The sequence below is a fragment of the Psychroflexus montanilacus genome (assembly GCF_020164535.1).
GTDB lineage: Bacteria > Bacteroidota > Bacteroidia > Flavobacteriales > Flavobacteriaceae > Psychroflexus > Psychroflexus montanilacus.
Genome location: NZ_JAIQZC010000004.1, coordinates 365,669 through 392,194, shown reverse-complemented (window position 1 = coordinate 392,194; position 26,526 = coordinate 365,669). Strand labels below are relative to the sequence as shown.

Here is a 26,526-nt window from a genome sequence, read left to right as displayed (position 1 = left end):
ACTGGTCAACTGGTCAACTGGTCAACTGGTCAACTGGTCAACTGGTCAACTGGTCAACTGGTCAACTGGTCAACTGGTCAACTGGTCAACTGGTCAACTGGTCAACTGGTCAAAAATTAAATTTTTCGGAATAGACTCGCAAATTTGAAATGAACAATTAGTTAGTGAGTCATTGAGTTTGTGAGTGGGTAATGGGTAGTAAATTTAAAATATCAGATTTGAAATCAGAAATTTGAAATATTTTCCACGCTGACTTCAGTTTAAACTTTACACTTTGGACGATGGATGAAATGAACGAGATAGTTGAGGCTAAATATCGTAGAGCTATTAATTTTGCAATATCAAATTCAGTAGAAACAAACAACTGATTTAAGAAAGTAATGCTGGTTCATTACGATCTTGAGTTCTGATTTTTAGAGTGATGGATCTTTTTTGCTGGCGAGAGGAATTTAGTTTTTACTCTTCGTACTTTTCCTTAAGCTTTCTGGATAATTGTAATATAAAAAGCAGAACGATAATGCATAAACAAACCAATATTCCTAAAACGCCTGTAAAACTCTTTTTATCTCCTACCAAATCATCGGGATTAACTAAAGTCCCGCTGAATATCATAAGTCCAACTGCCGAAAGCATCAGGAAATAAATAAAATACTTCATAATTTTTTAATTGAATAAACTCTGAATATTTGCTGTAAATAATTTAACTGCAATGGCTAGCAAAATTACACCAAATATCTTCCTTATCACAGAAATTCCCTGTTTTCCAAAAAGTTTTTCAATTTTTTTGGATGACTTTAAGACAGCATAAACAACTATGACATTCAAAATTATAGCTACAATTATGTTGGGGGTTTCAAACTCAGATTTTAAAGACAAAATAGAAGTCATAGTTCCAGCTCCTGCAATGAGTGGAAAAGCTAGTGGAACAATGGCTGCCGTTTCTGGTGCATCGTCTTTGTAAAGTTGTACGCCCAAAATCATTTCTATGGCCAGGAAGAAAATAATGAAGGCACCCGCTACTGCAAAAGAATTGACGTCTATACCAATAAGGTTAAGGATGGTTTCTCCTACAAAAAGAAAAACAATCATTAAAATACAGGCGACGATAGAGGCTTTTTCACTCTGAATATGACCCACCTTTTTTCTCAGGTCTACGATGATAGGAATACTGCCTACAATGTCTATCACTGCAAAAAGAATCATACCTGCTGTGAAAATTTGTTTGAAATCGAACATAACTACTTATTCTGAAATTTTTTGCAAAAGTAATTCTGCTTATTGGATTTACAATTGGCTTAAAATCAAATCATATCAAATTATTGTTAAATTAATTTTTGTCATTGATAAGGGCTAAATTGACTTTTCGATGTTCCTAAGTCAACCAATATTTAGTTAGCTTTGCAGCCATGATTAAAATTGGAAAAACCCTTATTTCTGAATCTATTATAGACACTGAATTTGCCTGCAACCTTTCGGCTTGTAAAGGCGAATGTTGTGTGGCTGGTGATGCTGGTGCACCTTTGGATGAGGAAGAATTGAGTATTTTAAAGGAAATTTACCCTAAAGTAAAACCCTACTTACGCAAAGAAGGCATCCAAGCTATTGAAGAGCAGGGAACACATATTATGTCGGATTTTGATGAGCCAGAAACGCCGCTTGTGGATGGCAAGGAATGTGCTTACGTCAATTTCACTGAAAACGGTACAGCCCTTTGTGGCATTGAGTCAGCTTACCGGGCTGGAGACATCGATTTTAAAAAACCGGTCTCTTGCGAACTCTACCCGATTCGAATTCAAAAATTATCTGAACTTCAAGCTGTCAATTACGACAAATGGAGCATTTGCAGCGATGCTTGTGATCTTGGAAAAAGTCTGGAAATGCCAGTTTACAAATTCACTAAAAATGCGCTGATTCGAAAATTTGGTGACACCTGGTATTCAGAATTGGAACAGCGAGCAAACGAAATCAATTCGTAGCAGTTCTGATAATTTCAGAAATTCAACAATTCATAAAATTCAAAATAATTGATACTTCAAGGTCTTATTTGGTAGGCGCTTGGAGCAATTGTGGAAAACTTTGTGGATAACTTTCAGAGGTTTCAAAGGGAATTTCAGGTATTTATTTTCATATTTGTTTAGAACAATTTCAAATACTAATCCTCTCAAAATCATAAACCTATGGCTCAGATGGAACCCATTCTAGAAGAAAATGAAAATAGATTTGTACTCTTCCCTATCAAACACCACGATATCTGGGAGTGGTATAAAAAATGTGAAGCGAGTTTCTGGACTGCAGAAGAAATTGACTTACACCAGGACCTTTCCGATTGGAAAAACAAATTGAGTGAGGACGAACAGTATTTTATAAAACACATACTAGCTTTCTTTGCTGCTTCCGATGGAATCGTCAATGAAAATCTAGCTGAAAACTTCGTGAATGAAGTACAATATACCGAAGCCAAATTTTTCTATGGCTTCCAAATCATGATGGAAAACATCCATTCTGAAACTTACTCTTTGTTGATTGACACATACGTTGATGACGACAAAGAAAAAGATCAATTGTTTAAAGCTATTGAGAACTTTCCAGCCATCAAGAAAAAAGCTGACTGGGCTTTGAAATGGATAGAATCCGATTCTTTTGCTGAAAGGCTTATCGCTTTTGCAGCTGTAGAAGGCATCTTCTTTTCTGGGGCGTTCTGTTCTATCTTCTGGCTAAAGAAAAGAGGCCTGATGCCAGGACTTACTTTCTCCAACGAGTTGATCTCCAGAGATGAGGGCGTTCACTGTGATTTTGCTGTGCACTTGCACAATGAACATTTGATTAACAAAGTACCCAAAGAGCGTATCAAAGAAATCATCATTGATGCCTTAACTATCGAGCGTGAATTTGTTACCGAATCACTTCCTGTAAGTTTGATTGGGATGAACGCTAACCTAATGACGCAGTACCTTGAGTTTGTCACCGACAGACTTCTTTATGAATTGGGTTGCGAGAAAGAATATGGCACAGCCAATCCATTCGACTTTATGGATATGATTTCACTTCAGGGAAAAACCAACTTCTTCGAGAAGCGTGTTGGCGAATACCAAAAAGCAGGTGTCATGAACAAAAACAAAGAGGAAGACAGCAAAATTAGCTTCGACGCGGATTTCTAGAACAACTATGTATGCTATGGTCACTATTGTTACTATGGGAACTATAGTCGCTACAGGAACAATAGGAACAACAGAAGCTGTAGAGACAACAGCTACAACAGAAGCGATACTGTCGTCACTATAGTAGCTATAGTAGCAACAGAAAACAACAGAAATACATTAACACAGAATAAAATTTAAGGATTATGCACGTCATCAAAAGAAACGGTCAAAAAGAGCCTGTAATGTTCGACAAAATTACAGCACGAATCAGAAAACTTTGCTACGGACTTAACCCGCTTGTGGAACCTCCTAAAGTAGCCATGCGTGTGATAGAAGGGCTTTATGATGGCGTGACCACCAGTGAACTCGATAATTTAGCGGCAGAAATCGCAGCTACCATGACGGTGAGCCATCCCGACTATGCTCATCTGGCGGCGAGAATTTCGGTGTCCAATCTCCATAAAAACACCAAGAAGACCTTTAGTGAAGTGATGACGGATCTTTACAATTACGTAAATCCGCGAAATAATAAAAAGTCACCGCTTATTTCAGATGATGTTTACAAAATCATCAATGAGCATAAGGATGAAATCGACTCCAGAATTATCTATAGTCGGGATTTCAACTATGATTATTTCGGTTTTAAAACTTTGGAGCGTTCTTACTTATTAAAGCTTAATGGCAAAATAGCGGAGCGTCCTCAGCATATGTTGATGCGTGTATCGATTGGTATTCACGGTGAAGACCTGGAGTCTGCCATGGAGACTTATGAGTTAATGTCCAAAAAATACTTTACTCACGCTACACCTACTTTATTCAATTCTGGAACACCAAAACCACAAATGTCATCGTGTTTCTTATTGACCATGAAGGACGATAGTATTGATGGTATTTACGACACGTTGAAGCAAACGGCTAAGATTTCACAGTCAGCTGGTGGTATTGGCTTGTCTATCCACAACATTAGAGCAACTGGCTCTTATATTGCTGGGACTAATGGAACTTCCAACGGAATTATTCCTATGCTGAAGGTGTTTAACGACACAGCCAGATACGTAGACCAGGGCGGAGGAAAACGAAAAGGATCTTTTGCCATGTACGTAGAACCCTGGCATGCAGATATCTTTAGCTTCCTGGATCTAAAGAAAAATCACGGGGCTGAAGAAATGAGAGCACGTGACTTATTCTACGCCATGTGGATTCCAGATCTTTTCATGAAGCGTGTAGAAGAAAATTCTACCTGGACGCTAATGTGTCCAAACGAATGCCCTGGTCTTTACAACATTCACGGTGAAGAATTTGACGAATTATATCTAAAATACGAAAGCGAAAACAAAGGCCGTAAAACCATCAAGGCAAGAGAGCTTTGGGAGAAAATCCTGGAATCTCAAATTGAAACAGGAACGCCTTATATGTTGTATAAAGATTCAGCTAACCGCAAATCGAATCAAAAGAACTTGGGAACCATTCGCTCTTCCAACTTGTGTACTGAAATCATGGAGTACACCAGTCCAGATGAAGTTGCCGTTTGTAATTTGGCGTCTATTGCTCTACCAATGTTCGTTAAAAACGGTGAATTTGATCATAAAGAGCTTTATAAAATCACCAAGCAGGTCATCAGAAATCTCAACAAGGTTATTGATAGAAATTACTATCCTGTGAAAGAGGCTGAAAATTCCAACATGCGTCATAGACCAGTTGGACTTGGTATCCAAGGCTTGGCAGATGCCTTTATCATGTTGAGAATGCCGTTTACGTCTGATGAAGCTAAAAAATTGAATCAAGAGATTTTTGAAACTTTATACTTTGCAGCGGTTGAATCGTCCATGGAAATGGCGAAAGTAGAAGGTCCGTATTCTTCTTACGAGGGTTCACCTATCAGTAAAGGAGAATTTCAGTACAACCTATGGGGATTGAAAGACAAAGACCTCAGCGGTCGTTGGGACTGGAGCAAGTTGAGAGATAAAGTGATGAAGCACGGTGTGCGTAACTCCTTGCTGATGGCGCCAATGCCAACCGCTTCTACCTCTCAAATCCTCGGAAACAACGAAGCCTTTGAGCCTTACACCTCCAACATTTACACCAGACGTGTCCTTTCTGGAGAGTTCATTGTCGTGAACAAGCACTTACTAAAAGATCTTGTCGCCCTTGGATTATGGAATGATGATGTGAAAGATGCCATCATGAGAGCCAACGGATCTGTACAAGGCATTGATATTATTCCAGATGACATCAAGGAGCTTTACAAAACCGTTTGGGAATTATCCATGAAAGACATCATCGACATGTCCAGACAAAGAGGTTACTTTATAGATCAGTCGCAGTCCTTAAACTTATTTATGGAAGGTGCAACATTTGCTAAGCTGACCTCCATGCACTTTTATGCCTGGAAAAGCGGCTTAAAAACAGGTATGTATTACTTGAGAACCAAATCTGCTGTCGATGCGATTAAATTTACATTAAAAAGCGAAAAGAAAGAAAAAGAGCAACCAAGTCAGGTGGCAGAACAGGCCGCTAAGACTTATCAGGAAGCCCAAAGCCAGCAGGTAAAGGTCTCTGATGATTCATCTTTAAGTCCAGAGGAACTAAAAGCGCTGATCAAACAGTCCAAAGAATCTGAAGGCGATGACTGCCTCATGTGTGGTTCTTAACCCAGAATTATAGTTAATTTCAAAACCCCCAGTAAATTAAAATTTGCTGGGGGTTTTTGTTGGGTTGAAGTTTTCAATTTACTCTTTACTCTTTGGTAGTAATCTCAACAAGCCCTTTGACTTGATCAGAATCGTAGCCTTTTTCTTTGATCAGTGCTACTGATTTTTTGACATTCATCGAGGCTATCTGTTCAGGTTTGATGGTGTTCAATTGATCTTTATTAATTTCTTTTCCATCGACCAAATAAACAGTGTTTTGATCATCTAGCTTTGCAGTGTTTTTTTCTATTTTAGTGGCATTCTCTGGACTGTCTGAGAATTGGTGGTCATTTAGTTTTACAGCGAAAATCTTATGATCAGATGTCAATTGGAAATAGGTAAAACCTTTTAAAAAATTATCATCATCCCGTTTTTTAAGTTCCTCTGGAAATTTTGATAAATCGGAATAGTAAAGTTCAGGAAATTCAGTTGGTGTCGAAATAGAAAGCGTCTTTGACTGCTCGTCGTATTGAAAGTCGCCTACTAAAATATAATTCTCGACAAGTTCATTTTTAGCTACCTTCTTCCCATTAATGATAATGCTTTCAGCATCATTAATGCCTTCGAGTTCTTTTTCAAAATTGGAAGCTTCAGTAGTTGTATTAGATTCCTTTACTTGTGCTTTGGCCTCCACTTGAGAAAGTAGAAAAGTTACAATAACTAAAGGTGAAATGATAAAGGTTTTCCAAAGGAATGTGAAGTTTTTATTTAAACTCAACATAATGATTTGATTTTAAGATTAAGGATTCAGTTAGTGAAATGAATGAAACTTATTTGATTTTGATCTTACCTGTTGCCTTTGAGTTTTTGCTTTTGGTTTTAAGATTCATTAGACCGTCTATTTTATTTGGGTCATAACCAAAGTCTTTAATTCCTGAAGCATTCTTTAATACATCTAAAGATTCTATCTGGTTTGGTTTGATCTTTTTAAACTCATCTTGACTGACTTCCTCGCCATCTACTAAATAAATCAGAGTACCATTCAAATTTAAATCTGATACATGCTTTTCATAAAGCGCTTTGGCATTTGTGTCTTTTTTCTTTGTACTTATTATAATTATGCCATCAACCTTTTTTGGGTCATAACCCGCCTCTTTAAGACCGTAAGGTGATTTTACAACCACCATAGATTGAATTTGCTCTGGATCTAATCCGGCGAACTTTTTGTAGTTAACTACTTCTCCGTCTACTTTATAAATTATAGTGTTGTCATTTCGACCTAAAGCTGACTTGTAAAGCTCATCTGAATTTGCATATTGAGAAGCATTGATGTCGTTGTCTTTCTTTGTTTTGATTTTTATCAGCCCATCCACCTTTTTTGGATCGTAACCCGCAGTTTTAATGTCTTTAGCAGACTTTACAACATCTATAGACTTAATTTCTTCAGGCTTAATCTGATTCAGTTGATCTTTATCGGTTTCTTTTCCGTCTACTAAGTAGATAGCGTTATCAGAATTATTTAAAGCGAGTCTATTCACTTTCTTAGAATCTTTATTTTTTGATGCGTTTGAGGCGTTACCTTTTTTGGTGGTGATTTTAATAACCCCTTTAACAAAATTTGAGTTATAGCCTTCGGCTTTAAGCTCTTCTGGAGATTTGAGGATTTCTACAGATTCTATCTGGTCTGTATCAATATTGGCGGTTTTACCTTTTTCAACCTTAACCCCATCCACAAACATCACCATATCCTGATTTTGGTATTTGCTGTTGAAATCTAAGAATTTCCTTTCTGTTTTTCCCGCTCCATTCGAAAGGGAGATGTCTTTATCAATTAAAGCATCACTCTGCGTTTCAGAAGTTTTAAAATCAGTGACTTGCATAGTAACCACTTTATAGTCTGGAGTCAGTTTAAAATAGGTTAATGCCTTTAAAAAATAATCATCATTTTTGATTTTAAGGTCTTTCATCAAATCCAAAAATTGTGAATAATAAGGCTCTGAAAATGCTGATGAATTCTTGATTGATAGGGTTTTAGAGTTAGCATCGTAGCTATAGTCCTCTACAGGAATATAGTTTTCAACAAGCTTTTCTTTGTTGATCTTCTTACCATTAATGACAAAGTTTTCAGCATTCTTATAATCTCTTTTTGAATCTTCAGGTTTTTCTTTTGCCTCATTATCTTCAAGAGGAATTTCTTTATTTTCTGAAATTTTAAACTTATCTAGTGTTATTAAAATAGGTTCATAATCTGATGATACATTAATAAAAGTCATCTTCTCTGTGATGTTTTTTCCAAACTTATCAACAAGCTCTTCAGTGATAGCAGAAATTTTGGAAAAATAAGGATTTGAAAATTCTGGTCTTGTGGTTATAGACAAGGTTTTGGACTTCTTATCATAACTATACGTTTCGACGGGGATGTAAGTTTTAGCTAGCTCTTCTTTATCGATCTGGTTACCGTTGATGATGAAGTTTTCGGCATCTTTGATGGTGTTGTAATCAGGCTTAGAAGTTGTATCAGATTCTGGTTTAATACCCACTCCAAATGGTGATTCCACTCCTTCGGTGTAATCTCTGTAAAAATAAACTGGTAGTCTCGCCACGTCAGGCGATGTTACCGAACCATTAAATCCATCATTAGAATCAACTTCCAGGGCAATAGATTTGAGTTGGCCGTTAGTGTCAAATTCTAAGTTGGAATAGCTCATATCAATATTGAAGTCTTCTTTTAAAAATTCAACCGTAGAATCTAGGTCTTCTTTAGTCGTGTTTTCATCAAAAGTAATTTCGATTCTATTGACTTTGGCTACGGTTGTTGTCACAGCTTCTTTGATCTGCGCTTTGGTTTCCACTTGGAAAAGAAGAAAGAACACCACTAACATAGGAGAGACTATAAATAGTTTCCAAAAAGATCGATTGTGTTTGTTTTTGTTGAGCATAGCGATTCGTTTTTTGATAGGAGATTGGTGAAATGAATGTTGCAACTGCGATTTAAATTGCTGTTGAGTGATGCTGTATAAGATGAGCTGGTAGTCTCTTTTGGTGGTTTTAGCGACCACTTTAGCATCGGCTTCGTACTCAAGGTTGAGCACTAAACTTTTTTGGTACAACCAGGCAAATGGATTGAACCAAAACGCACATTTATAAAGGTGAGCAAAAAGTATATCCAAACTGTGTTTGTGTGCCACATGGGCTTTCTCGTGAGCCAGAATGATCTTCAATTCAGCTTCAGAATACAGTTTGGGATCGTAGACGATGTAATTCAAAAATGAGAAAGCACCTTCAGAAATCGGTTGTTCAATGTGAAAAATTCCATCAGTTTTAAAGGCTTTAGAAGCTTTCAGAAATTTGAGTAACCTAAAGAATTTCACCAGTAAATGAACAAGGAATAGCAATGAAATACTGATGTATATAAGTTCAATCACTGCATTTTCAGTAATAAATGACCAAACTAGTTCAAAGGTGCTTGGTGTAATTTCAGTAGGAACAAATTCCGAAGAACTTGGCGCCAGATAAGAAACTGGACTGAACGTAATTTCTTCAATTTTGGTATATGTAAAGAGTGGCAACATCAAACTTAACAGGTAACCCACATGGAGATAGATTCTTTTAAACCTATGATACGTTTCAGCTTCCAGAAAAACTTTATACACCACCCAAAATAGTGTCAAAAGCAAAGAAGCTTTGGCGAGATAGATCAGTAAGTCCATCAGCTTTTGTTTTTAATGAGTTCCAGAATTTCTTCCAGTTCCTGTTCTGAAATTTTATCCTGCTGAGCAAAAAAGGAAACCATATTCTTATAGGATCCGTCAAAAAATCGGGTAGAGGTTTGTTCCATAACTTTTTCGCTATAGGCTTTTTTATCCACTACAGGAAAGTACTGATGGCTTTTACCAAAAGCTTGATGGGCAACAAAGCCTTTGTCTTCAAGTAACCTCACCAAGGTGGAAACTGTATTATAGTGCTGCTCTCCTTCCAGTTTTTGTTGAATTTCTTTGACGAAAGCTTTTTTCAGCTTCCACAATACAGCCATAACTTCTTCTTCTTTGGCCGTTAATTTTTCTGAATGTTTCATTTGAATTTCTGAATATTAAGCTAATGTAAACTAAATTTCCAGTTATATAACTATAAATCCAGTTTTTAATAGTTTATCTTTTTTTGAATTTAATAAACCATTTCAAACAAAATTCTTAATTTACTGGACATATTATATGATTCTTTCAAAAAAGCCTGGTCATGAAAAAAATTGCTGTCGTAGGTCCAATTCCTAGAGATACGATCATCACCCATCATAAAGAACGTATTCAAAAATACGGTTGCATCACGCATCCCTGTATTGCATTGGCAAAATTGATGCAGGACTCTGGAAGTGTTTTCCCGATTGCCCACGTACATAAAAAGGACATGACCCCTATTGCTGAGCTTTTTTCTAAATTTCCAGCTATCGATATGCGAGGTGTCGATGATTCCAAAGATATGGGCACAGTCATCGCTTTAGAATTTATAGATCAAAATAACCGTTTAGAGAAGCAAACCGCCTTTATGAATCCCATTTTGCCTAAAGATGTTGAAGGTTTTTTGGATGTGGACGCCTTTGTGATGGTGCCGATTACTGATTTTGAAATTTCTCTGGATACGCTTAAGTACATCAAAGCCAATTCAAAAGCTAAAATCATTTTTGATGCGCATGGCGCTACCACTTGTCTTACAATTAACGGTGATCGTTTACGTCGATTCTGGGCCGAACGCGACGAATGGTTGCCTTATATCGATGTGCTTAAAATGAATCTTGAAGAGTCGCAATGCTGTTGGTTTCAAAATGAATATCAACTGGAAGACATGACTTCTTACGACGATTCCAAAACCGACCACCTCGATGAGTTTGCAGAACATGTGCTCAACCAGGGAACGCAGTCTTTATTTGTCACTTTGGATGCACATGGCTGTGTAGGCTACCACAGAGAACATGGAACAACGCAAAAGCACTTTACAAAGTCTATAGATGTACAGGAAGTTATCGATACCACTGGCTGTGGCGATTCATTTGCCGGCGGACTGGCTTATGGCCTGGTCTATCACAACAGCCTGAAAAAAGCAGCTGAGTTTGCCAACATCCTCGGTGGATTACGTACTCAGGGTAAGACTTATGAGGTGTTTAAAAATCAGAAGCAAACGGAGCAAATTCAGAAGAAATTTTATTCTGAGTAGGGTACAACTCAAGTTTCTGAGTAAAATATTGAATCCTTAATATTTCAATTCTAATCATCCAAAGGTATTGTAGCATTGGTAGTCTCCAAGAAAAAGAGACTGTCAAACATTTTTAATGGAGACAATTTATAATAGTCCTCTTCAGTTTCTTGACTATAACCCAATAATTTTAGATGGGTATATATGTCTTTATCCTCAAAATCCTGTGTTTCGAAATAGTATGCATTACCATCATTTACTTCATTCAAGATAGACTCCCAGGAATTTTTTGGCTGAAAATTTAAACTGCTTATTTTAAGTTTATCATCATAAGAATGGTCATCATTAATAAATCTATTTTTTATGTGGGAATAGCTCCCTTTTAGGGAACTCAAACCGATAGCATGATAATCATCTCCAAATTCTTCTTTAAGTTTTTGACCCATAAAACCTATCTCTCCATCCATAACCACGGTGTTAGAAATATGAGCACTATGCGCCTAGACAATCAATTTTGAATCTGGATCTTTAGCCAAATAAGCAATTCGCTCAGCCATAATTTCATCACGGCTTTGGATGGGCTTTTTATTCGCCAGATTGAAGTAGTTGATATAGGTGTTTTTAATGTTAAACAAATATTCTTCAAGCTGTTTGGTTAATAAGCCTTTAGACTCTAGAGTGTCATTTAAATCGATTGCTATCTGATAGGTGAAAGCGCCTAATTCGTTTTCATTTCTAGCCTTTTTGCCTGACTTTTTATATTTTCTGTTGTATTTTCTCACAGAAAAAGTAGCTGCATCATTGAGTCTCTCAATAAGTTGCAAAATCTCGTTATCTTGAATTTCAGAAAGTTTATCTTTTAATAATTCATGCGAAACCCAAAAAGAATCATCCATTCCTTTAAATGCTACATTAGAACGGATGCTGTCGATTTTGTACCAGTCTAAAAATGATTTCATTTCTTCCGTTTGGTAAATGGAAAAGAGGTGTTTCCTCATCAATTTAGAGATTTCTTCTTCCTTGATATGATTATTCAATACTTCTATGTCATCATATGGGTTTTCTAAGACAACAACACTAAAGCCTTTTTCTGTAATCAATCGCTTTGTAATTGCTTCTCTTAGTTTGTAATACTCTGAAGTTCCATGAGTATCCTCTCCAATCGCCACGATTTTTTTATCCCCAAGAGATTCGATTAAAGGGGTTAGGCTTTCTTGTAATTTTTCTTCATTTGAAATATCCAGATCATTTTTAGAGTCTTGGATTTGCCTGATCACTGAAAGTTTCAATTCTGGGGTCAGTTCTATCATCTTATCGACATCCTGAAGTTCTTTTCCGTCAATAGTAACTTTAAGATCATCAATCCAAATTTTCCCTCTGCCTGAAAGTAGACCTCCTAACACTATAGCTTGAGCATTACCACTACTATAATTTAATTCAAACTCATATTTTTGCCAGTCATTTGTCCCTTTTATTTGTCTATCTGCCATATTATAAAAGGTAACTCTTGGATCAACCCTCAACCATAGCCCGGCATATCCATCTGATGATACATTCTCAGTTTTCATATAGCCAGTCAATTTTATCTTATCTCCAATAAAACCTGCAGGGATGTAATAAGATAAAGCCCCAAAGGTTTTTGCATCCTTTTTGGATTCTATGTATCCCGAATTGTTTCCACTGAAAGCTATAAGTGTGTCTAAACCCTTTTCATAACCTGGACTTTCGAACTCAGGCCAATCTTTAGCGCTATTGCCTTCCATGATTTCAAAGTCCAAATTGAGTTTATCCAAATCAGTAGTTTGGGAAAGCGTAGTGAAAGAAATTAGGGAGAAAAAAATAAGATGAAGTATGGTCAATTTTGTATTCATAAGTAATTGGAGTTAGTTAGTGAGTAAACTTAATTTATTTGAAGTCGTGTGTAAAATAAATCAGATAAGTTTAAGAAAATACAAACAGTTTCGAAAGCCATAGAATTCCTTACATTTGACACAAAACTAAAGGCATGCCAACTTGGGAATCTCTCTTATCACTAAAGCGCCAGGGCGATAAAAACAAACGCATTCGTAAAGAACAGGACGACACTCGGCTGGGGTTTGAAGTGGATTACGATCGCGTGATTTTCTCTTCAGAATTTAGGAGTTTGCAGGACAAAACTCAAGTGATTCCTTTGTCCAAAACCGATTTTGTACACACGCGCTTAACCCATAGTCTGGAAGTTTCCGTCGTGGGCAGGTCTTTAGGACGACTGGTCGGCAAGAAAGTACTGGAAAAGCACCCACAACTGAAAGGAACCCACGGTCATCATTTCAATGATTTTGGGGCCATCGTGGCGGCGGCAGCTTTGGCTCACGATATCGGCAATCCCCCTTTTGGTCACAGCGGTGAACGGGCGATTGGCGATTATTTCAAATTTGGGAATGGCAAACGCTTCCAGGCAGAACTCTCAAAAGAAGTGTATCAGGATTTATCCATGTTTGAAGGCAATGCCAACGGCTTTAAACTCCTCACCAATGATAATTACGGCTCTCCAGGCGGCCTGAGGTTGTCTTACGCCACTCTAGGGGCGTTTACCAAATATCCAAAAGCCTCACTTCCACACAAACCAACCAAACAGGTCGCCGACAAGAAATTTGGGTTCTTCCAGCAACAGCAAGAGAAATTTCAAGATGTGGCCGAAGAACTGGGTCTCGAAAAGAATACAACTGGCAATGAAGTTCGATATAAAAGGCATCCGCTCGCTTTTTTGGTAGAAGCCGCCGATGACATTTGCTACACCATCATCGATTTTGAAGACGGCATCAATTTAGGTTTGATTCAGGAAGAATATGCCTTGGAATATTTATCTAAAATCGTGAACAAAAGCATCAATACAGAAAAGTATTCCAAGCTATCCACCACCAAAAATAGAATAAGTTATCTGCGTTCTTTAGCGATTGGTGCATTGATTGAAGATGCGGTTTCTATTTTTATGGACAACGAAGAAGCTATTTTAAACGGTGATTACCATCATGCTTTGCTCGACAAGTCGACTTATAAGGTCCAAATTGAAGACATTATCAAGATCAGTATTAAGAACATTTACCAGAGCCAGGAGGTGCTGGATAAGGAAATCGCCGGCTATAAAATCCTAACCAAAATTCTGGATGATTTTACCACCGCCGTAGAACATGACCATGCGGGAAAGGCCTCCAATTTTGACAAATTGATTCTGAAAAACTTTCTCAAAGATTTCAATTTTTCTGAAAGTCAACTGGAAGACTGGTTGATTGATGTGTGCTCGTTTGTGGCTTCGCTCACCGATAGTAACGCCCTGCGGACGTATAAAAAATTGACGGGGAGCGATCTATGAAAAGCAAAGCCCCCTAGCCCCCAAAGGGGGAATATATTAGAATGCTAAAAAATGGAAAATACATACAAGAAATATCTAGATCAATTTTTTGAAAGACTTCTTTATTATCGACACGTTAGCAGACAACTAGATAAAGTATTTAAAAAAGAAATACAGGCTTATACTTCAGAACAAGCAAAAATATATTTTGCATCAGCTTTGGTGATTAGTGATTGGACAGGTCCAACAGATAATGGCTGGGAAATTAATTTCCATACTGGTATTTTTAAAAAAACGACTGAAGAAAATTATGAGTCGGAAATTCGAAAAGTTTTTTCAAGACAACTCTGCCTTCTTTACGCGCAGTCCTTCGAATCTTTTGAGAGGTTTTTAAAAAATTGCCTTTTTGAAAAAATTAATAGGGATAATATTGCAAAAGAATACTTGATTAAATTACTTCCTAAAACCCAAAAAACTCCAATTACTAGAGACAAAATGCCTGGCGGTGAAAACCATTTCAAGATGCTTAAGAAAGCAGGCGGTCAATCATACAAAGATTTTTCTTCAGAAAACAATCTGAACATCAGATTCAAAGAAATGTTGACTATTTTGTCTGAGGTAAGGCACTCTGTAACTCATAATGAATCTTTGTTAAGCTCAGACATATTAAATAAGTCGAAACATCATAATGAAATTTTTTATTTTCTTTTCAATTCAGATCCTATATCCAAGGAGAAAGTTTCTGTTGAATTGGATTATAAAAAATTTGAAAGACTTATAAAAAGATTCTCAGAGTTTACTTATCAAGTTTTCAAAATACTAAGTATTGAAGAAAAGTTGGATTTAAAAATGTGAGACCCCATATAACAAATCCTAAAAGACTCACGAACTCAAAAACTACTGAGTACTGAATATCGAATACTGAACACAAAATTTTGAATTAAAATCTTATACTATTTCCTACTTCCCTAAAGCCTATTTTCTAAAACCTCCTAAAAAACTCACGAACTCAAAAACTACTGAATACCGGATACTGAATAAAGAAATTCAAATTTCAAAATTGTTATTTCAAATTTAGTATTATTAGAGTTCACAGCTTAATAACTCACTCATCAACCTTAAATTTAAAGTATCAGATTTCAAATTTATATGTAAAGAAACTTACTTTTTAATACAACCTAATCCCTACCACCTAAAACCTCAACAACTCAACGACTCAAAAACTACTTAATACTGAATATCGAATACAGAACACCGAATTTTAAATTTACCCCTTCCTACCACCTAAAGAACTCACGAACTCAAAAACTCCTGAACTGTTTTCAGCAGCAAATCTGGGTGTTCAATATAAGACATGTGGCCGCCAGGTAATATTTCTAATTCAATGCCAGCTTCCTCTGCTATGGCTTTTGTTTTTTCGAAATCGATGACCTTGTCTTCTTTTCCCAGAATAATAAGACTTTTAGAACTGATGTTAGTAAGAACTTTCGTTCTGTCTTTTCGTTCTCGCATGCCATTCAGCGTGTTGATGATGCCTTGTTGAGAACATTTCTTAGCTTCAAGTATAGCTGTATCAATTTCAGCAGACAATCGTTTTTGATCTTTTGGCAGGAACAAATGCTTTACCGCCATACGGATAAAGGCTTCCGGGTATTTTTGGATCATGCCAATCGCGCGGTTCCTCTCTTTTTGTTTGACTTCAGAATCGGCTAACGAACTGGAGTTTAACAGGATCAGCTTTTTAATTTTATCTGATGCTAATTCAGCTAAAGCTAAAGCCACATAACCTCCCATAGAATGACCTACAAGACTAAAGGTCTCCAGTTTTTGATCCTCTGCAAAGGCTAAAACCAACGCAGCATAGTCCTCCATGGTATGGATGTAGCCAATAGCTTCTGTCTCGCCGTGTCCAGGCAAATCCAAGGCATACACCTTATGCGTTTTAGAAAGCTCCTCCTGCAGTCTTGTCCACATCGAAGAATTCTCTAAAAATCCATGTAAAAGGATGACAGGCTCACCTTCTCCTAATGAGATGAAGTGAATTTTGGTTTGTTTATAGGTAAAAGTCATGAATCTAAATAAAGCTAGTCAACTGGTGAGGCGGTTGACTAGCTAAGAATAATATCAAAAAATAAAATTGGCTTTAGAGCTTTGAGAAAAATCTTAATTATTTATAGCTGAGTAACCTAAGTTACCTATGGTGCTTTTCGATATTGTTTATCAATAATCTTGAATCAAAACTTCTGTTGGGATTTTTAAACTGGTATTTAATTTGCGAATCATATCTAACGTTAGCTTTCGTTTTCTATTCATTATTTCGCTCACTCGACTTTTAAACCCAATCATTTCTACCAAATCTTTTTGTTTCAATCCCAATTGTTCCATTCTAAAATTAATTGCAGAAATTGGGTCTGGCATTTCGATTGGAAAATTTTCAGATTCATACTTATCAATTAAAATCGATAAAATTTCGAGTTCATCGCCTTCTTCAGTTCCTCTTTTCGCATCAAAAATCACTTCTAAACGCTCAAGTGCTTTTTTGTAATCAGCTTCATTTCTTATTGGTTTTATGTCCATTTTAAATTTCATTTGCGTTAATTTTATCGTATTCAGCGTGAGTTCCAATAAACCGAATCCATGCAAGTTGATATTCAAAGTTAAATTTTACAATCAGTCGGTAATCATTACCTTTAATGTTGAAAACTATCCGATTATCTTTTAAAATACTAGCATTTGGGTATTCAGATTTAAGTTCGTTAATCGTATTCCAGTTCGATTTTTCGGTTTCACGATACCAGGTTTTCAGTTGAAGTTCACAATCAGCGTGTTTATTCCAAAAATCTCGTAAAGTTCCTCTTGAAAATATTTTCAACTCAAATTGTTTACCACAAATATAATTAAAAAGTTACCAATATGATAACTTTCCTTTTTTAGCATTATGGACAACTTTTGACTACTAACTATTCATCAAATCTTCGATCTCTTCGATCTCAATAGGAATATTGGACATCAGGTTTTTGGGAGAGCCTTGTTCTTGGATCACCACATCGTCTTCCAGACGAATGCCCATATTCTCCTCTGGTAAATATATTCCAGGTTCAACCGTATACACTTGATTAGCTTTCATTGGCTCGTGTAGCAAACCGTAATCATGAGTATCCAATCCAATGTTGTGAGAGGTGCCGTGCATAAAATACTTTTTATAGGCTGGCCAGTCTGGATTTTCATTTTGCACATCGGCTTTGTCTAGAAGTTTCAACTCCAGCAATTCTGAAGTCATCAATTTGCCAACCTCCACATGGTAGTCTTTCCAGATGGTGCCAGGAATCAGCATATCGGTCGCCAGATTTTTTACTTTGTTGACAGCGGTGTATATTTTCTTTTGTCTATCGGTGTATTTACCAGAAACAGGGATTGTTCTGGACATATCACTGGCGTAATTGGCATATTCTGCACCCACATCTAGCAAGATTAAGTCACCTTTTTTCAGTTGGTGCTTATTCTCGATGTAATGCAAAACTGTAGCGTTTTTTCCTCCAGCAACAATAGGTGTGTAAGCAAATCCACGGGATTTATTGATAAGAAATTCGTGCATGAATTCCGCTTCCAGCTCGTATTCCCATTTACCCGGCTTAGTAAATTTCAAAATTCTTCTGAAGCCTTTTTCGGTGATATCACAAGCCTGTTGCATCACCTCCAATTCCAGCGGATGCTTTACAGAGCGCAGACGTTGTAAAATAGGGTTACTTTTGGCCACCTGATGCGCAGGAAAATTGTCTTTTAGCCATGTATTGAATCGGTCTTCTCGTGTTTTGGTAGCGTGAGCGGCGCGGTAGTGCTCGTTGGTATTCATATAAACAGTGTGGCTTTGAGCCATCAAAGCATTGAAAACTTTTTCAAAGTCCTGAAGCCAGTACACCGTTTCGATGCCTGAGGTTTCCAAAGCTCGTTCCTTATTGAGCTTTTCGCCTTCCCAAACCGCAATGTGCGGATTGGTTTCGGTCAAAAATAAGATTTCGCGATGCTTAGGATCTGGAGCATCTGGAAATAACACCAAGATACTTTCTTCCTGGTCCACACCACTTAAGTAATAAATATTTCTGTCCTGTTGAAACGGAATGGTGCTATCTGCACCAATGGGATAGATATCGTTGGAGTTGAATACCGCCAGACTTCCTGGCAACATCTGACTCATAAAATTCTTTCTATTCTGTATAAATAAGTCTTTAGAGATAGGGTCGTAACGCATAGCTTTCTTTATTTTTTTCAAAGGTATTAAATGGAAAACAAAAAAGTCTTCACCAAGGTGTAAGAGTCGAAATAATTTGGAGTAAGAGGGATTCTACGACAAGGTTTTCGTTATTTTCATTCAATAGGCTTTAAAATTATTCTAAATTAAGCGTAAAACACTGACATCATTTGTTTCAGAGCATGATGTAGCGTATTTTTGCACAAAATCAAATACAGAATAATGGCTGGAATAAGCAAAACATCAATAGCAAGGAAAGTTGCTATGGCTCTTTCAGGACTCTTTTTAGTCCTTTTTTTAGCTCAACATTTTACAATTAACTTTACATCCGTCGTAAGCCCTTCCACATTTAATGAGATTTCTCATTTTATGGGAACTAACTTTGTGGTACAGGCTATCCTGCAACCTATATTGATTGCTGGTGTCGTATTTCATTTTGTAATGGGTTTTATCCTCGACATTCGTAATAGAAAAGCAAGAGGAGTTGGTTATGCCAAATTTAATGGTGCTGCAAATTCTCCTTGGGTATCCAGAAATATGATCCTGACAGGGATTGTAGTACTAGCGTTTTTGGGATTACACTTTTATGATTTTTGGATTCCTGAATTGGTTCATAAATATGTAGAAACACATCCAGATGATCCTTATAGATACTACGATGAAACGGTTGCAAAATTTGCAGGAGATCCTTTCAGAACTGGATTTTACGCACTATGTTTTATATTTTTAATGTTACACCTTTTACACGGTTTTGCATCCTCTTTCCAAACGATGGGGGTCAACAATAAATATTCCGGAGCAATTAAGACTTTTACCAAAGCTTTTGCGATTGTTATTCCAATGGGTTTTGTATTTATTGCGATATTTCACTACTTTAATAACTTATAAGCGAAAGGATTATGTCAGTTTTAGAATCAAAAATACCAGAAGGTCCCATTGAAAAAAAATGGACTAAACATAAAAATGAAATTAACCTCGTCAATCCTGCCAACAAACGTAATATAGATATTATCGTTGTGGGTACGGGACTTGCTGGAGGAAGTGCTGCTGCTACTTTAGCAGAACTCGGCTACAATGTGAAAACATTTTGTTTTCAGGATTCTCCACGTCGCGCCCACTCTATTGCAGCTCAGGGTGGAATCAATGCTTCCAAAAACTATCAGGGTGACGGTGACTCCGATTATAGATTGTTTTACGATACGGTAAAAGGAGGTGATTATAGATCTAGAGAAGCTAATGTCTACAGATTGGCTGAAGTGTCAAGTAACATCATAGACCAGTGTGTGGCTCAGGGTGTTCCTTTTGCCAGAGAATACGGAGGACTTCTAGATAACCGTTCTTTTGGTGGCGTATTGGTGTCAAGAACGTTTTACGCTAAAGGTCAGACTGGACAGCAATTACTTCTCGGTGCTTATTCTGCAATGAATAGACAAATCAACCGTGGTAAAATTCAATCCTTCAACAGACATGAAATGATGGATTTGGTGCTTGTAGATGGAAAAGCGAGAGGTATTATAGCTCGTAACCTTGTTACAGGTGAGATTGAAAGACATTCTGCGCACGCTGTGGTTCTAGCCTCAGGTGGTTATGGAAACGTTTTTTATCTATCTACTAATGCTATGGGAAGTAACGTGATGGCAGCCTGGAGAGCTCACCGAAAAGGTGCGTTTTTCGCCAATCCATGCTTTACACAAATTCACCCAACATGTATACCTGTTTCTGGTGACTTACAGTCCAAATTGACTTTGATGTCGGAATCCTTAAGAAACGATGGACGTATTTGGGTGCCTAAACATGAAAAAGATGCCAAAGCGATCCGTGAGGGTAAATTGAAACCTACTGAAATCGCTGAAGAAGACAGAGATTATTATTTGGAAAGAAGATATCCAGCATTTGGTAATCTGGTTCCTCGTGATGTGGCTTCAAGAGCAGCAAAAGAACGTTGTGATGCTGGCTATGGGGTAAACAAAACAGGTCAAGCAGTTTACCTTGACTTTAAAGCCGCTATCGAACGTTACGGAAAAGAAAAAGCCTTTACTTCAGGACATAAAAATCCAAGTAAAGAAGAAATTATAAAATTAGGTGAAGAGGTTGTTGAATCTAAGTATGGTAACCTTTTTGAGATGTACGAGAAAATTACAGATCAAAACCCATACAAAACACCTATGATGATTTTCCCTGCAGTACACTACACAATGGGAGGTCTTTGGGTAGATTACAATTTGATGACTACAATCCCTGGCTGCTATGCCGCTGGAGAAGCGAACTTCTCTGATCATGGTGCCAACCGACTTGGAGCTTCTGCCTTGATGCAGGGTCTGGCAGATGGATATTTTGTTCTTCCATATACTATAGGAGATTATCTGGCAGAAGATATTAGAACTGGAGCAATTTCAACAGAAACCGAAGAATTTGAAGCTGCTGAAAAAGATGTAAAAGATAGAATCCAGAGATTATTTGACGCTAAAGGCAAAAATCCTGTGGATTATTACCATAAGAAGTTAGGTAAAATCATGTGGGACAAATGTGGTATGTCTCGTAATGCCAAAGAGCTTCAGGAAGCAATGGAAGAAATCAAAGAACTGAGAGACGATTTCTGGGCAAATGTAAGAGTAACAGGAAAAGCAGAAACCAAGAATGCTGAACTTGAGAAAGCAGGAAGAGTGGCTGACTTCTTAGAACTCGGTGAATTGTTTGCTAAAGATGCTTTAGAACGAAATGAATCTTGTGGTGGACACTTCAGAGAAGAATATCAAACTGAAGATGGAGAAGCCTTAAGAGACGATGAAAACTTTAGATTTGTCTCTGCCTGGGAGTATGTAGGCAATCCAAGGGATGCCAAACTCCACAAGGAGCAGTTAGAGTTTGAAAATATTGAATTAAAAACAAGAAGCTATAAATAATTGAATTATGAAGCTTAAACTTAAAATATGGCGTCAGGAAGACGCTCAGGCAAAAGGAGGATTTCAAAACTATGACGTCGACGGTATAGACGGTGACATGTCATTTTTGGAAATGCTGGATGTTTTGAATAATAATTTGGTAAATGAGGGCATTGAACCAATTGAATTTGATCATGACTGTAGAGAAGGAATCTGCGGGTCTTGCTCATTACAAATCAATGGCGAGCCTCATGGTCCAGATAGAAGAATAACAACCTGCCAGTTGCACATGAGAAAGTTCAAGGATGGAGATGAGATTGTTATTGAACCTTTTAGAGCTAAAGCTTTCCCGGTTGTAAAAGACTTAGTGATCGACAGATCTGCATTTGACAGAATTCAGCATGCAGGTGGATATATTTCTGTAAATACTTCAGGAAATACACAAGATGCAAACTCTATACCTATTGAAAAACAAAATGCTGACGACTCTTTTTACGCAGCTACCTGTATAGGATGTGGTGCCTGTGTTGCGGCTTGTAAAAATGCAAGTGCAATGCTATTTACTTCGGCTAAAGTGTCCCAGTTTGCTTTGTTGCCACAAGGTGAAGTGGAAGCTCACGAAAGAGTAATAAGTATGGTCAACCAAATGGATAAAGAAGGTTTTGGTAACTGTACCAATACTGGTGCTTGCTATGTGGAATGCCCAAAAGGAATCTCCTTAGAAAACATCGCAAGATTGAACAGAGAATACTTAAGTGCTAGCGTATTTAGCTAGGCGTAAAATAGATGATTATATTAAAAAAAGCGTTTCAATTAATTGAAACGCTTTTTTATGGATAATATTTAAGAATTTAAGCTACTTGACTTCTTCCAATGATTTAACACCCTCTAGCATCTCTTTCACTATCATTTCAAGGTTAAAATCATGCCTCCAGCCCCAATCTGTTCTGGCTTCAGTATCATCAATACTATTTGGCCAGGAATCTGCAATTGCTTGTCTAAAATCAGTTTCATATGCCAGTTCAAAATCTGGAATTTGCTTTTTGATTTCCTTATATAACTCTTCAGGGGTAAACGAAACCCCTGCGAGGTTATAAGACGATCTTATTTTGACTGAATCTGATGGAGCATCCATAATTGAAATCGTAGCATGTATAGCATCATCCATATACATCATTGGCAAAGCTGTTTCAGCAGAAAGAAATGAGGTGTACTTCTGAGATTTCAAGGCTTCATGAAATATTTCAATAGCGTAATCGGTTGTACCGCCACCAGGAGGTGTTTTATAACTGATTAAGCCTGGATAACGGATACTTCTCACATCTACTCCATAGCGTTTGTGATAGTAAGCACACCAGCGTTCCCCTGCTTGTTTGCTTATTCCATACACAGTTGTAGGCTCCATAACGGTTTGCTGAGGAGTATCCACTTTGGGAGTAGTTGGTCCAAATACAGCAATACTCGATGGCCAAAATATCTTATTAATAAGATTTTCCTTCCCAAGATTCAACACATTGAACAATGAAGTCATATTCAGATCCCAGCCTTTTTCTGGAAATTTTTCTGCAGTTCCACTCAGCATAGCCGCCATCATATAAACCGTATCGATGTCATGTGTAGTCACTATGGATTTGAAACTTTCATAATCGGTAGCATCAAGAATCTCAAAAGGACCACCAGACAGTTCTGGAGAAGTTGGGGCTTTTATATCACTTGCTATCACGGCATTTTCACCATGAATGTCTCTCAAAGCAAGCGTAAGTTCTGAGCCTATCTGACCACAAGCTCCAACAATTAATATCTTAGAAGGCATATTTTTAAATTTTCTTCAAATTTAAGCTTTGAAATACATCTGAGAATAAAAAAATCGTAATTATGAAAAACTTAAAGATTCAACCTCTACATTTGGTTTGAAAATAATTTAAGATGAAACTAAATTCTCTATTGGCAAGTTTGTTCTTATTCGGAATATTAAGCTTAGGTATTTCCTGTTCAGAGGGGAAAAAAAATGAAGAAAAAGAAACTGAAGATCTGACTGAATTTCAAAAGAAAATTGACCTTGATAGTATCAGACTGGTTGAACTGTCGGAAAGAACTCAGAAAGAAACCGAGAGTTGGATGATGTATATCGCACTCAATTCTGAAGTCAAGCGTCTAAAGGAATATACTATTTTAGATGTGATAGACAACTCGGCAACAATCGAAAACGTTGTTGATTCTTTGTCACAGACAGTACCAAAGGTGTTTGACACTAATGCAATTAGGGCGAGGATTAAGACACTGGTAACGCATTCAAAATTACTTTTGGAAAATTCTGAAAGGATTGAACCAAATCCATCCGAAATCGAAGACTTAAGCGCTGAACTAAAACTGGATTTTAATAACCTCAACATACAGTTAAATGAAGTATTCATCATGGAGGAGACTTCAGAAGAATCTGTAATGGACTAAAGCAAAAAGTTTATGAAAACCACTACAATTTTAATATTTTCTATGCTGTTTATAACTTCAGCTTATGCGCAAAAAAGGGAGTTAGGAATGGCGATTGACAAATGGCATACTGCAGCAGCGGAAGCCGATTTTGATACATATTTCAATTTAATGACATCTAACGCCGTATTTGTAGGTTCGGACGCATCAGAGGTTTGGAATTACGAGGAGTTCAAAAGTTTTTCTAAACCATATTTTGATGCGGGAAAAGCCTGGACTTTTGAGTCTGTTAACCGTAATATTTATCAGGATAAGGCTGGAAATACTGCTTGGTTTGATGAAGTTTTAAAGTCTGATCATATGGGTTTATGCAGAGGCTCTGGAGTCCTTCAGAAAACTAATGGTGAATGGAAGATTAGACATTATGTGCTTTCTCTAACTGTTCCTAACGCTCTGGTCGATGAGCTTGTTCAACAGAAATCAGAATTAGATCGTGTGTACTTAGAGTCTCAGCCTTAAATTTCATTTCAGCTTAAAAAAATGTATTTTTAACCAAAATTAAATAGACGATTATGAATAAAGTAAAATTAATGTTTGTAGCTGTTGGCGCTTCAACATTGCTTTTTTCCTGCCAGGATTCCAAAAAAGAAACTTCAGAAGAAAGCAGAGGTATTGCTCTACAATACATGGACACCACTGTAAACCCACAAGATGATTTTTACAGCTATGTGAATGGAGGCTGGATGAAAGAGAACGAAATTCCAGATGATAGAACATCCTGGGGAGGTTTTCAAATCTTAAGAAAAACGACAGACGATGATGTGTTGGAAATTTTGAAATCAGCTGAAAAATCTGGCGAATACTCAGAAGCTTCAGATCAAGGGAAAGCAATTTCAGTATTTAATTCAATAATGGATACTGTTTCAAGAAATGTAGCTGGAATAGATCCTATCATGGATAAGCTGGACCGTATAGAAGAAATTCAAAACAAAGCAGATATCCAAAAATTGATGGCTGAAATGCCAACCTCTATTTCAACTCCGTTTTTTGGCGTTTCTGCCTATTCAGATCCGGACGATAGTAATACCAACGTAGCTTATGTTGGAACTGGGAGCCTTGGACTGCCAGACCGTGATTATTATTTGGAGGATGACGACAAGTCCAAAGAAATAAGAGAACAATACAAAGATCACATTGTAAAGATGTTGGCTTACTTCGGCGGATCTAAAGAAGATGCAAAATTTAAAGCAGAAACCGTTTTAAAATTAGAAACAGAACTCGCCGAACCTAGATTGGATAAAGTATCCAGGAGAGACTTTAGAAACTTCAACAACCGCTATGCAGTAAGTGATCTGACTACGGTGACTAAAAACATCGACCTTAAAACTTACATGACAGATCTTGGCATCGAAAACTTGCCAGATACAGTATTGGTGATGGAACCCAAGTATATGGAAACCTTAGATCAAGTTATGGCCGAAACAGATCTGGAAGACCTTAAGACTTTGATGATGTGGTCTACTATCAATTCTGCAGCCAATCAACTGTCTACTGAAATTGCGACGACCAACTGGGAATTTTATAGCAAAACTCTAAGTGGTGCAAAAGCGCAAAGACCTTTAGATGAAAGAGCCCTTTCTGTGGTTAACGGGAGCATTGGTGAAGCTGTAGGAAAACTCTACGTCGATCAAAAATTCCCGCCAGAGGCTAAAGAAAAAGCTGAAAATATGGTGGCTAATGTTATAACTGCTTTCAAAAACAGAATTAATAATCTGGAATGGATGCAAGATGAAACTAAATCTAAAGCTATTGAGAAGCTTGAGAAATTCACTGTAAAAATAGGCTATCCAGATGAGTTTAAAGATTACGGTGATTTGGATGTAACTTCAGAAAAAACATTCTATGAAAACATGCAGGCAGTTTCTCTTTGGAATTATAGGGATGATCTAAGTAAAATTGGTGAGCCTGTAGATAAGACTGAATGGGGAATGTCACCACAGACAGTAAATGCTTACTTCAACCCACTTTACAACGAGATCGTATTCCCTGCTGCCATTTTACAGCCTCCTTTTTACGATTACAAAGCAGATGCTGCAGTCAATTATGGTGGTATTGGTGCTGTGATTGGTCACGAAATTTCGCATGCCTTTGATGATAGTGGTGCTCGATTTGATGCAGATGGAAACTTGAAAAACTGGTGGTCTGATGAAGATCTTGAAAAGTTCACAGAACGCGGAGACGACTTGGCAGAACTTTACAGCAGCATTGAAGTTTTGGACAGTACTTACATCAACGGTAAATTTACGCTTGGAGAAAATATTGGTGATCTTGGTGGTGTTTTAGGGGCCTACGACGGATTGATGTTGCATTATGAAAATGAAGAAAAGCCAGGAAAAATCGATGGTTTTACGCCAGAGCAACGCTTCTTTATGTCGTGGGCAACGGTCTGGAGAACCAAGATAAGAGATGAAGCCTTGAGAACTCAGGTGAAAACAGACCCTCACTCGCCTGGGCAATACAGAGCTTATGTGCCTTTACAAAACGTGGATGCCTTCTATGAAGCCTTCGACGTAAAAGAAGGAGATAAACTCTATATCGCTCCAGAAGAAAGAGTCAGAATTTGGTAACTTGAGGTTTAATAACCTGATATCATAACCAAAAAAGCGGTTACAACAAA

22 protein-coding genes and 1 pseudogene are annotated in these 26,526 nt (G+C 37.3%); 12 read left to right on the top strand and 11 right to left on the bottom strand.

The genetic code is table 11. The annotated features are described in order from the left end of the window. Positions 1-456: 456 nt before the first annotated feature. Together LB454_RS12795 and LB454_RS12790 are read right to left on the bottom strand one after the other, a co-directional pair. The gene (locus LB454_RS12795; RefSeq protein ID WP_224465067.1) at positions 457-657 is read right to left on the bottom strand and encodes a hypothetical protein; all 201 of its coding nucleotides are present in this window, start codon (positions 655-657) and stop codon (positions 457-459) included. 6 nt (positions 658-663) lie between these two features. Continuing rightward, complete coding sequence (locus LB454_RS12790) at positions 664-1,236, bottom strand: MarC family protein (RefSeq protein WP_224465066.1); 573 nt, start codon at positions 1,234-1,236, stop codon at positions 664-666. Between the two features lie 170 nt (positions 1,237-1,406). Here LB454_RS12790 and LB454_RS12785 point away from each other — a divergent pair, with 170 nt between their 5' ends. From LB454_RS12785 to LB454_RS12775, 3 genes are all read left to right on the top strand, one after another. After that, positions 1,407-1,976 carry a DUF3109 family protein gene (locus LB454_RS12785; protein WP_224465065.1) on the top strand — a complete coding sequence of 190 codons (570 nt, stop codon included), beginning with the start codon at positions 1,407-1,409 and terminating at the stop codon, positions 1,974-1,976. A 201-nt stretch (positions 1,977-2,177) separates the two neighbouring features. Next, positions 2,178-3,158, top strand: coding sequence for a ribonucleotide-diphosphate reductase subunit beta (locus LB454_RS12780; protein ID WP_224465064.1), 981 nt, complete (start codon positions 2,178-2,180; stop codon positions 3,156-3,158). A gap of 185 nt (positions 3,159-3,343) precedes the next feature. Beyond that, entirely contained in the window at positions 3,344-5,791 is a 2,448-nt protein-coding gene (locus tag LB454_RS12775; protein WP_224465063.1) for a ribonucleoside-diphosphate reductase subunit alpha, read from the top strand. A gap of 85 nt (positions 5,792-5,876) precedes the next feature. Here the strand turns inward: LB454_RS12775 and LB454_RS12770 are convergent, their stop codons facing one another. The 3 genes from LB454_RS12770 to LB454_RS12760 are packed head-to-tail and all read right to left on the bottom strand — an operon-like array spanning position 5,877 to position 9,845. Beyond that, positions 5,877-6,551 (bottom strand): hypothetical protein, encoded by a 675-nt coding sequence (locus LB454_RS12770; protein ID WP_224465062.1) that lies wholly within the window; start codon positions 6,549-6,551, stop codon positions 5,877-5,879. Between the two features lie 49 nt (positions 6,552-6,600). Then, on the bottom strand, positions 6,601-9,480 hold the full coding sequence (locus tag LB454_RS12765; protein WP_224465061.1) for a M56 family metallopeptidase: 2,880 nt from the start codon (positions 9,478-9,480) through the stop codon (positions 6,601-6,603). Next, complete coding sequence (locus LB454_RS12760; protein WP_224465060.1) at positions 9,480-9,845, bottom strand: BlaI/MecI/CopY family transcriptional regulator; 366 nt, start codon at positions 9,843-9,845, stop codon at positions 9,480-9,482. The genes LB454_RS12765 and LB454_RS12760 overlap by 1 nt, the downstream gene beginning before the upstream one ends. Positions 9,846-10,006: 161 nt before the next feature. On the opposite strand from LB454_RS12760, the gene LB454_RS12755 reads away from it, so the two are divergent. Then, entirely contained in the window at positions 10,007-10,978 is a 972-nt protein-coding gene (locus LB454_RS12755) for a carbohydrate kinase family protein (protein WP_224465059.1), read from the top strand. A gap of 50 nt (positions 10,979-11,028) precedes the next feature. On the opposite strand, the pseudogene LB454_RS12750 reads toward LB454_RS12755, so the two are convergent. Beyond that, a pseudogene (locus LB454_RS12750) lies at positions 11,029-12,267 on the bottom strand (erythromycin esterase family protein). 695 nt (positions 12,268-12,962) lie between these two features. On the opposite strand from LB454_RS12750, the gene dgt reads away from it, so the two are divergent. Together dgt and LB454_RS12740 are read left to right on the top strand one after the other, a co-directional pair. Beyond that, positions 12,963-14,309 (top strand): dGTP triphosphohydrolase, encoded by a 1,347-nt coding sequence (gene dgt, locus LB454_RS12745; protein WP_224465058.1) that lies wholly within the window; start codon positions 12,963-12,965, stop codon positions 14,307-14,309. 51 nt (positions 14,310-14,360) lie between these two features. Further along, positions 14,361-15,143, top strand: a complete 783-nt coding sequence (locus tag LB454_RS12740; RefSeq protein ID WP_224465057.1) for a hypothetical protein — start codon at positions 14,361-14,363, stop codon at positions 15,141-15,143. 438 nt (positions 15,144-15,581) lie between these two features. Here LB454_RS12740 and LB454_RS12735 read toward each other — a convergent pair whose 3' ends face one another. From LB454_RS12735 to LB454_RS12720, 4 genes are all read right to left on the bottom strand, one after another. Continuing rightward, on the bottom strand, positions 15,582-16,358 hold the full coding sequence (locus LB454_RS12735) for an alpha/beta fold hydrolase (RefSeq protein ID WP_224465056.1): 777 nt from the start codon (positions 16,356-16,358) through the stop codon (positions 15,582-15,584). A 150-nt stretch (positions 16,359-16,508) separates the two neighbouring features. Continuing rightward, positions 16,509-16,865 carry a helix-turn-helix domain-containing protein gene (locus LB454_RS12730; protein WP_224465073.1) on the bottom strand — a complete coding sequence of 119 codons (357 nt, stop codon included), beginning with the start codon at positions 16,863-16,865 and terminating at the stop codon, positions 16,509-16,511. Position 16,866: 1 nt separating this feature from the next. Beyond that, the gene (locus tag LB454_RS12725) at positions 16,867-17,160 is read right to left on the bottom strand and encodes a type II toxin-antitoxin system HigB family toxin (protein WP_224465055.1); all 294 of its coding nucleotides are present in this window, start codon (positions 17,158-17,160) and stop codon (positions 16,867-16,869) included. Positions 17,161-17,244: 84 nt separating this feature from the next. After that, positions 17,245-18,537 carry an aminopeptidase P family protein gene (locus LB454_RS12720; RefSeq protein ID WP_224465072.1) on the bottom strand — a complete coding sequence of 431 codons (1,293 nt, stop codon included), beginning with the start codon at positions 18,535-18,537 and terminating at the stop codon, positions 17,245-17,247. A gap of 222 nt (positions 18,538-18,759) precedes the next feature. Between LB454_RS12720 and LB454_RS12715 the strand changes: the two genes are divergently transcribed. From LB454_RS12715 to LB454_RS12705, 3 genes are read left to right on the top strand one after another with little or no spacing between them, the layout of a single operon-like run. After that, positions 18,760-19,425: a succinate dehydrogenase cytochrome b subunit gene (locus tag LB454_RS12715; protein WP_224465054.1), complete on the top strand. Its 666-nt coding sequence runs from the start codon at positions 18,760-18,762 to the stop codon at positions 19,423-19,425. Between the two features lie 11 nt (positions 19,426-19,436). After that, a complete protein-coding gene (locus LB454_RS12710; protein ID WP_224465053.1) occupies positions 19,437-21,440 on the top strand; it encodes a fumarate reductase/succinate dehydrogenase flavoprotein subunit in 2,004 nt (667 codons plus the stop codon). A 7-nt stretch (positions 21,441-21,447) separates the two neighbouring features. After that, positions 21,448-22,194: a succinate dehydrogenase/fumarate reductase iron-sulfur subunit gene (locus tag LB454_RS12705; protein WP_224465052.1), complete on the top strand. Its 747-nt coding sequence runs from the start codon at positions 21,448-21,450 to the stop codon at positions 22,192-22,194. An 81-nt stretch (positions 22,195-22,275) separates the two neighbouring features. On the opposite strand, the gene LB454_RS12700 is transcribed toward LB454_RS12705, so the two are convergent. Next, positions 22,276-23,232, bottom strand: a complete 957-nt coding sequence (locus LB454_RS12700; protein ID WP_224465051.1) for an NAD-dependent epimerase/dehydratase family protein — start codon at positions 23,230-23,232, stop codon at positions 22,276-22,278. 113 nt (positions 23,233-23,345) lie between these two features. Here LB454_RS12700 and LB454_RS12695 point away from each other — a divergent pair, with 113 nt between their 5' ends. Genes LB454_RS12695 through LB454_RS12685 form a run of 3 tightly spaced genes read left to right on the top strand, consistent with a single transcriptional unit; the run spans position 23,346 to position 26,476 of the window. Then, the gene (locus LB454_RS12695; RefSeq protein WP_224465050.1) at positions 23,346-23,870 is read left to right on the top strand and encodes a hypothetical protein; all 525 of its coding nucleotides are present in this window, start codon (positions 23,346-23,348) and stop codon (positions 23,868-23,870) included. Positions 23,871-23,882: 12 nt separating this feature from the next. Further along, positions 23,883-24,368 (top strand): nuclear transport factor 2 family protein, encoded by a 486-nt coding sequence (locus tag LB454_RS12690; RefSeq protein WP_224465049.1) that lies wholly within the window; start codon positions 23,883-23,885, stop codon positions 24,366-24,368. A gap of 53 nt (positions 24,369-24,421) precedes the next feature. Continuing rightward, positions 24,422-26,476, top strand: coding sequence for a M13 family metallopeptidase (locus tag LB454_RS12685; protein WP_224465048.1), 2,055 nt, complete (start codon positions 24,422-24,424; stop codon positions 26,474-26,476). Positions 26,477-26,526: the final 50 nt, after the last annotated feature.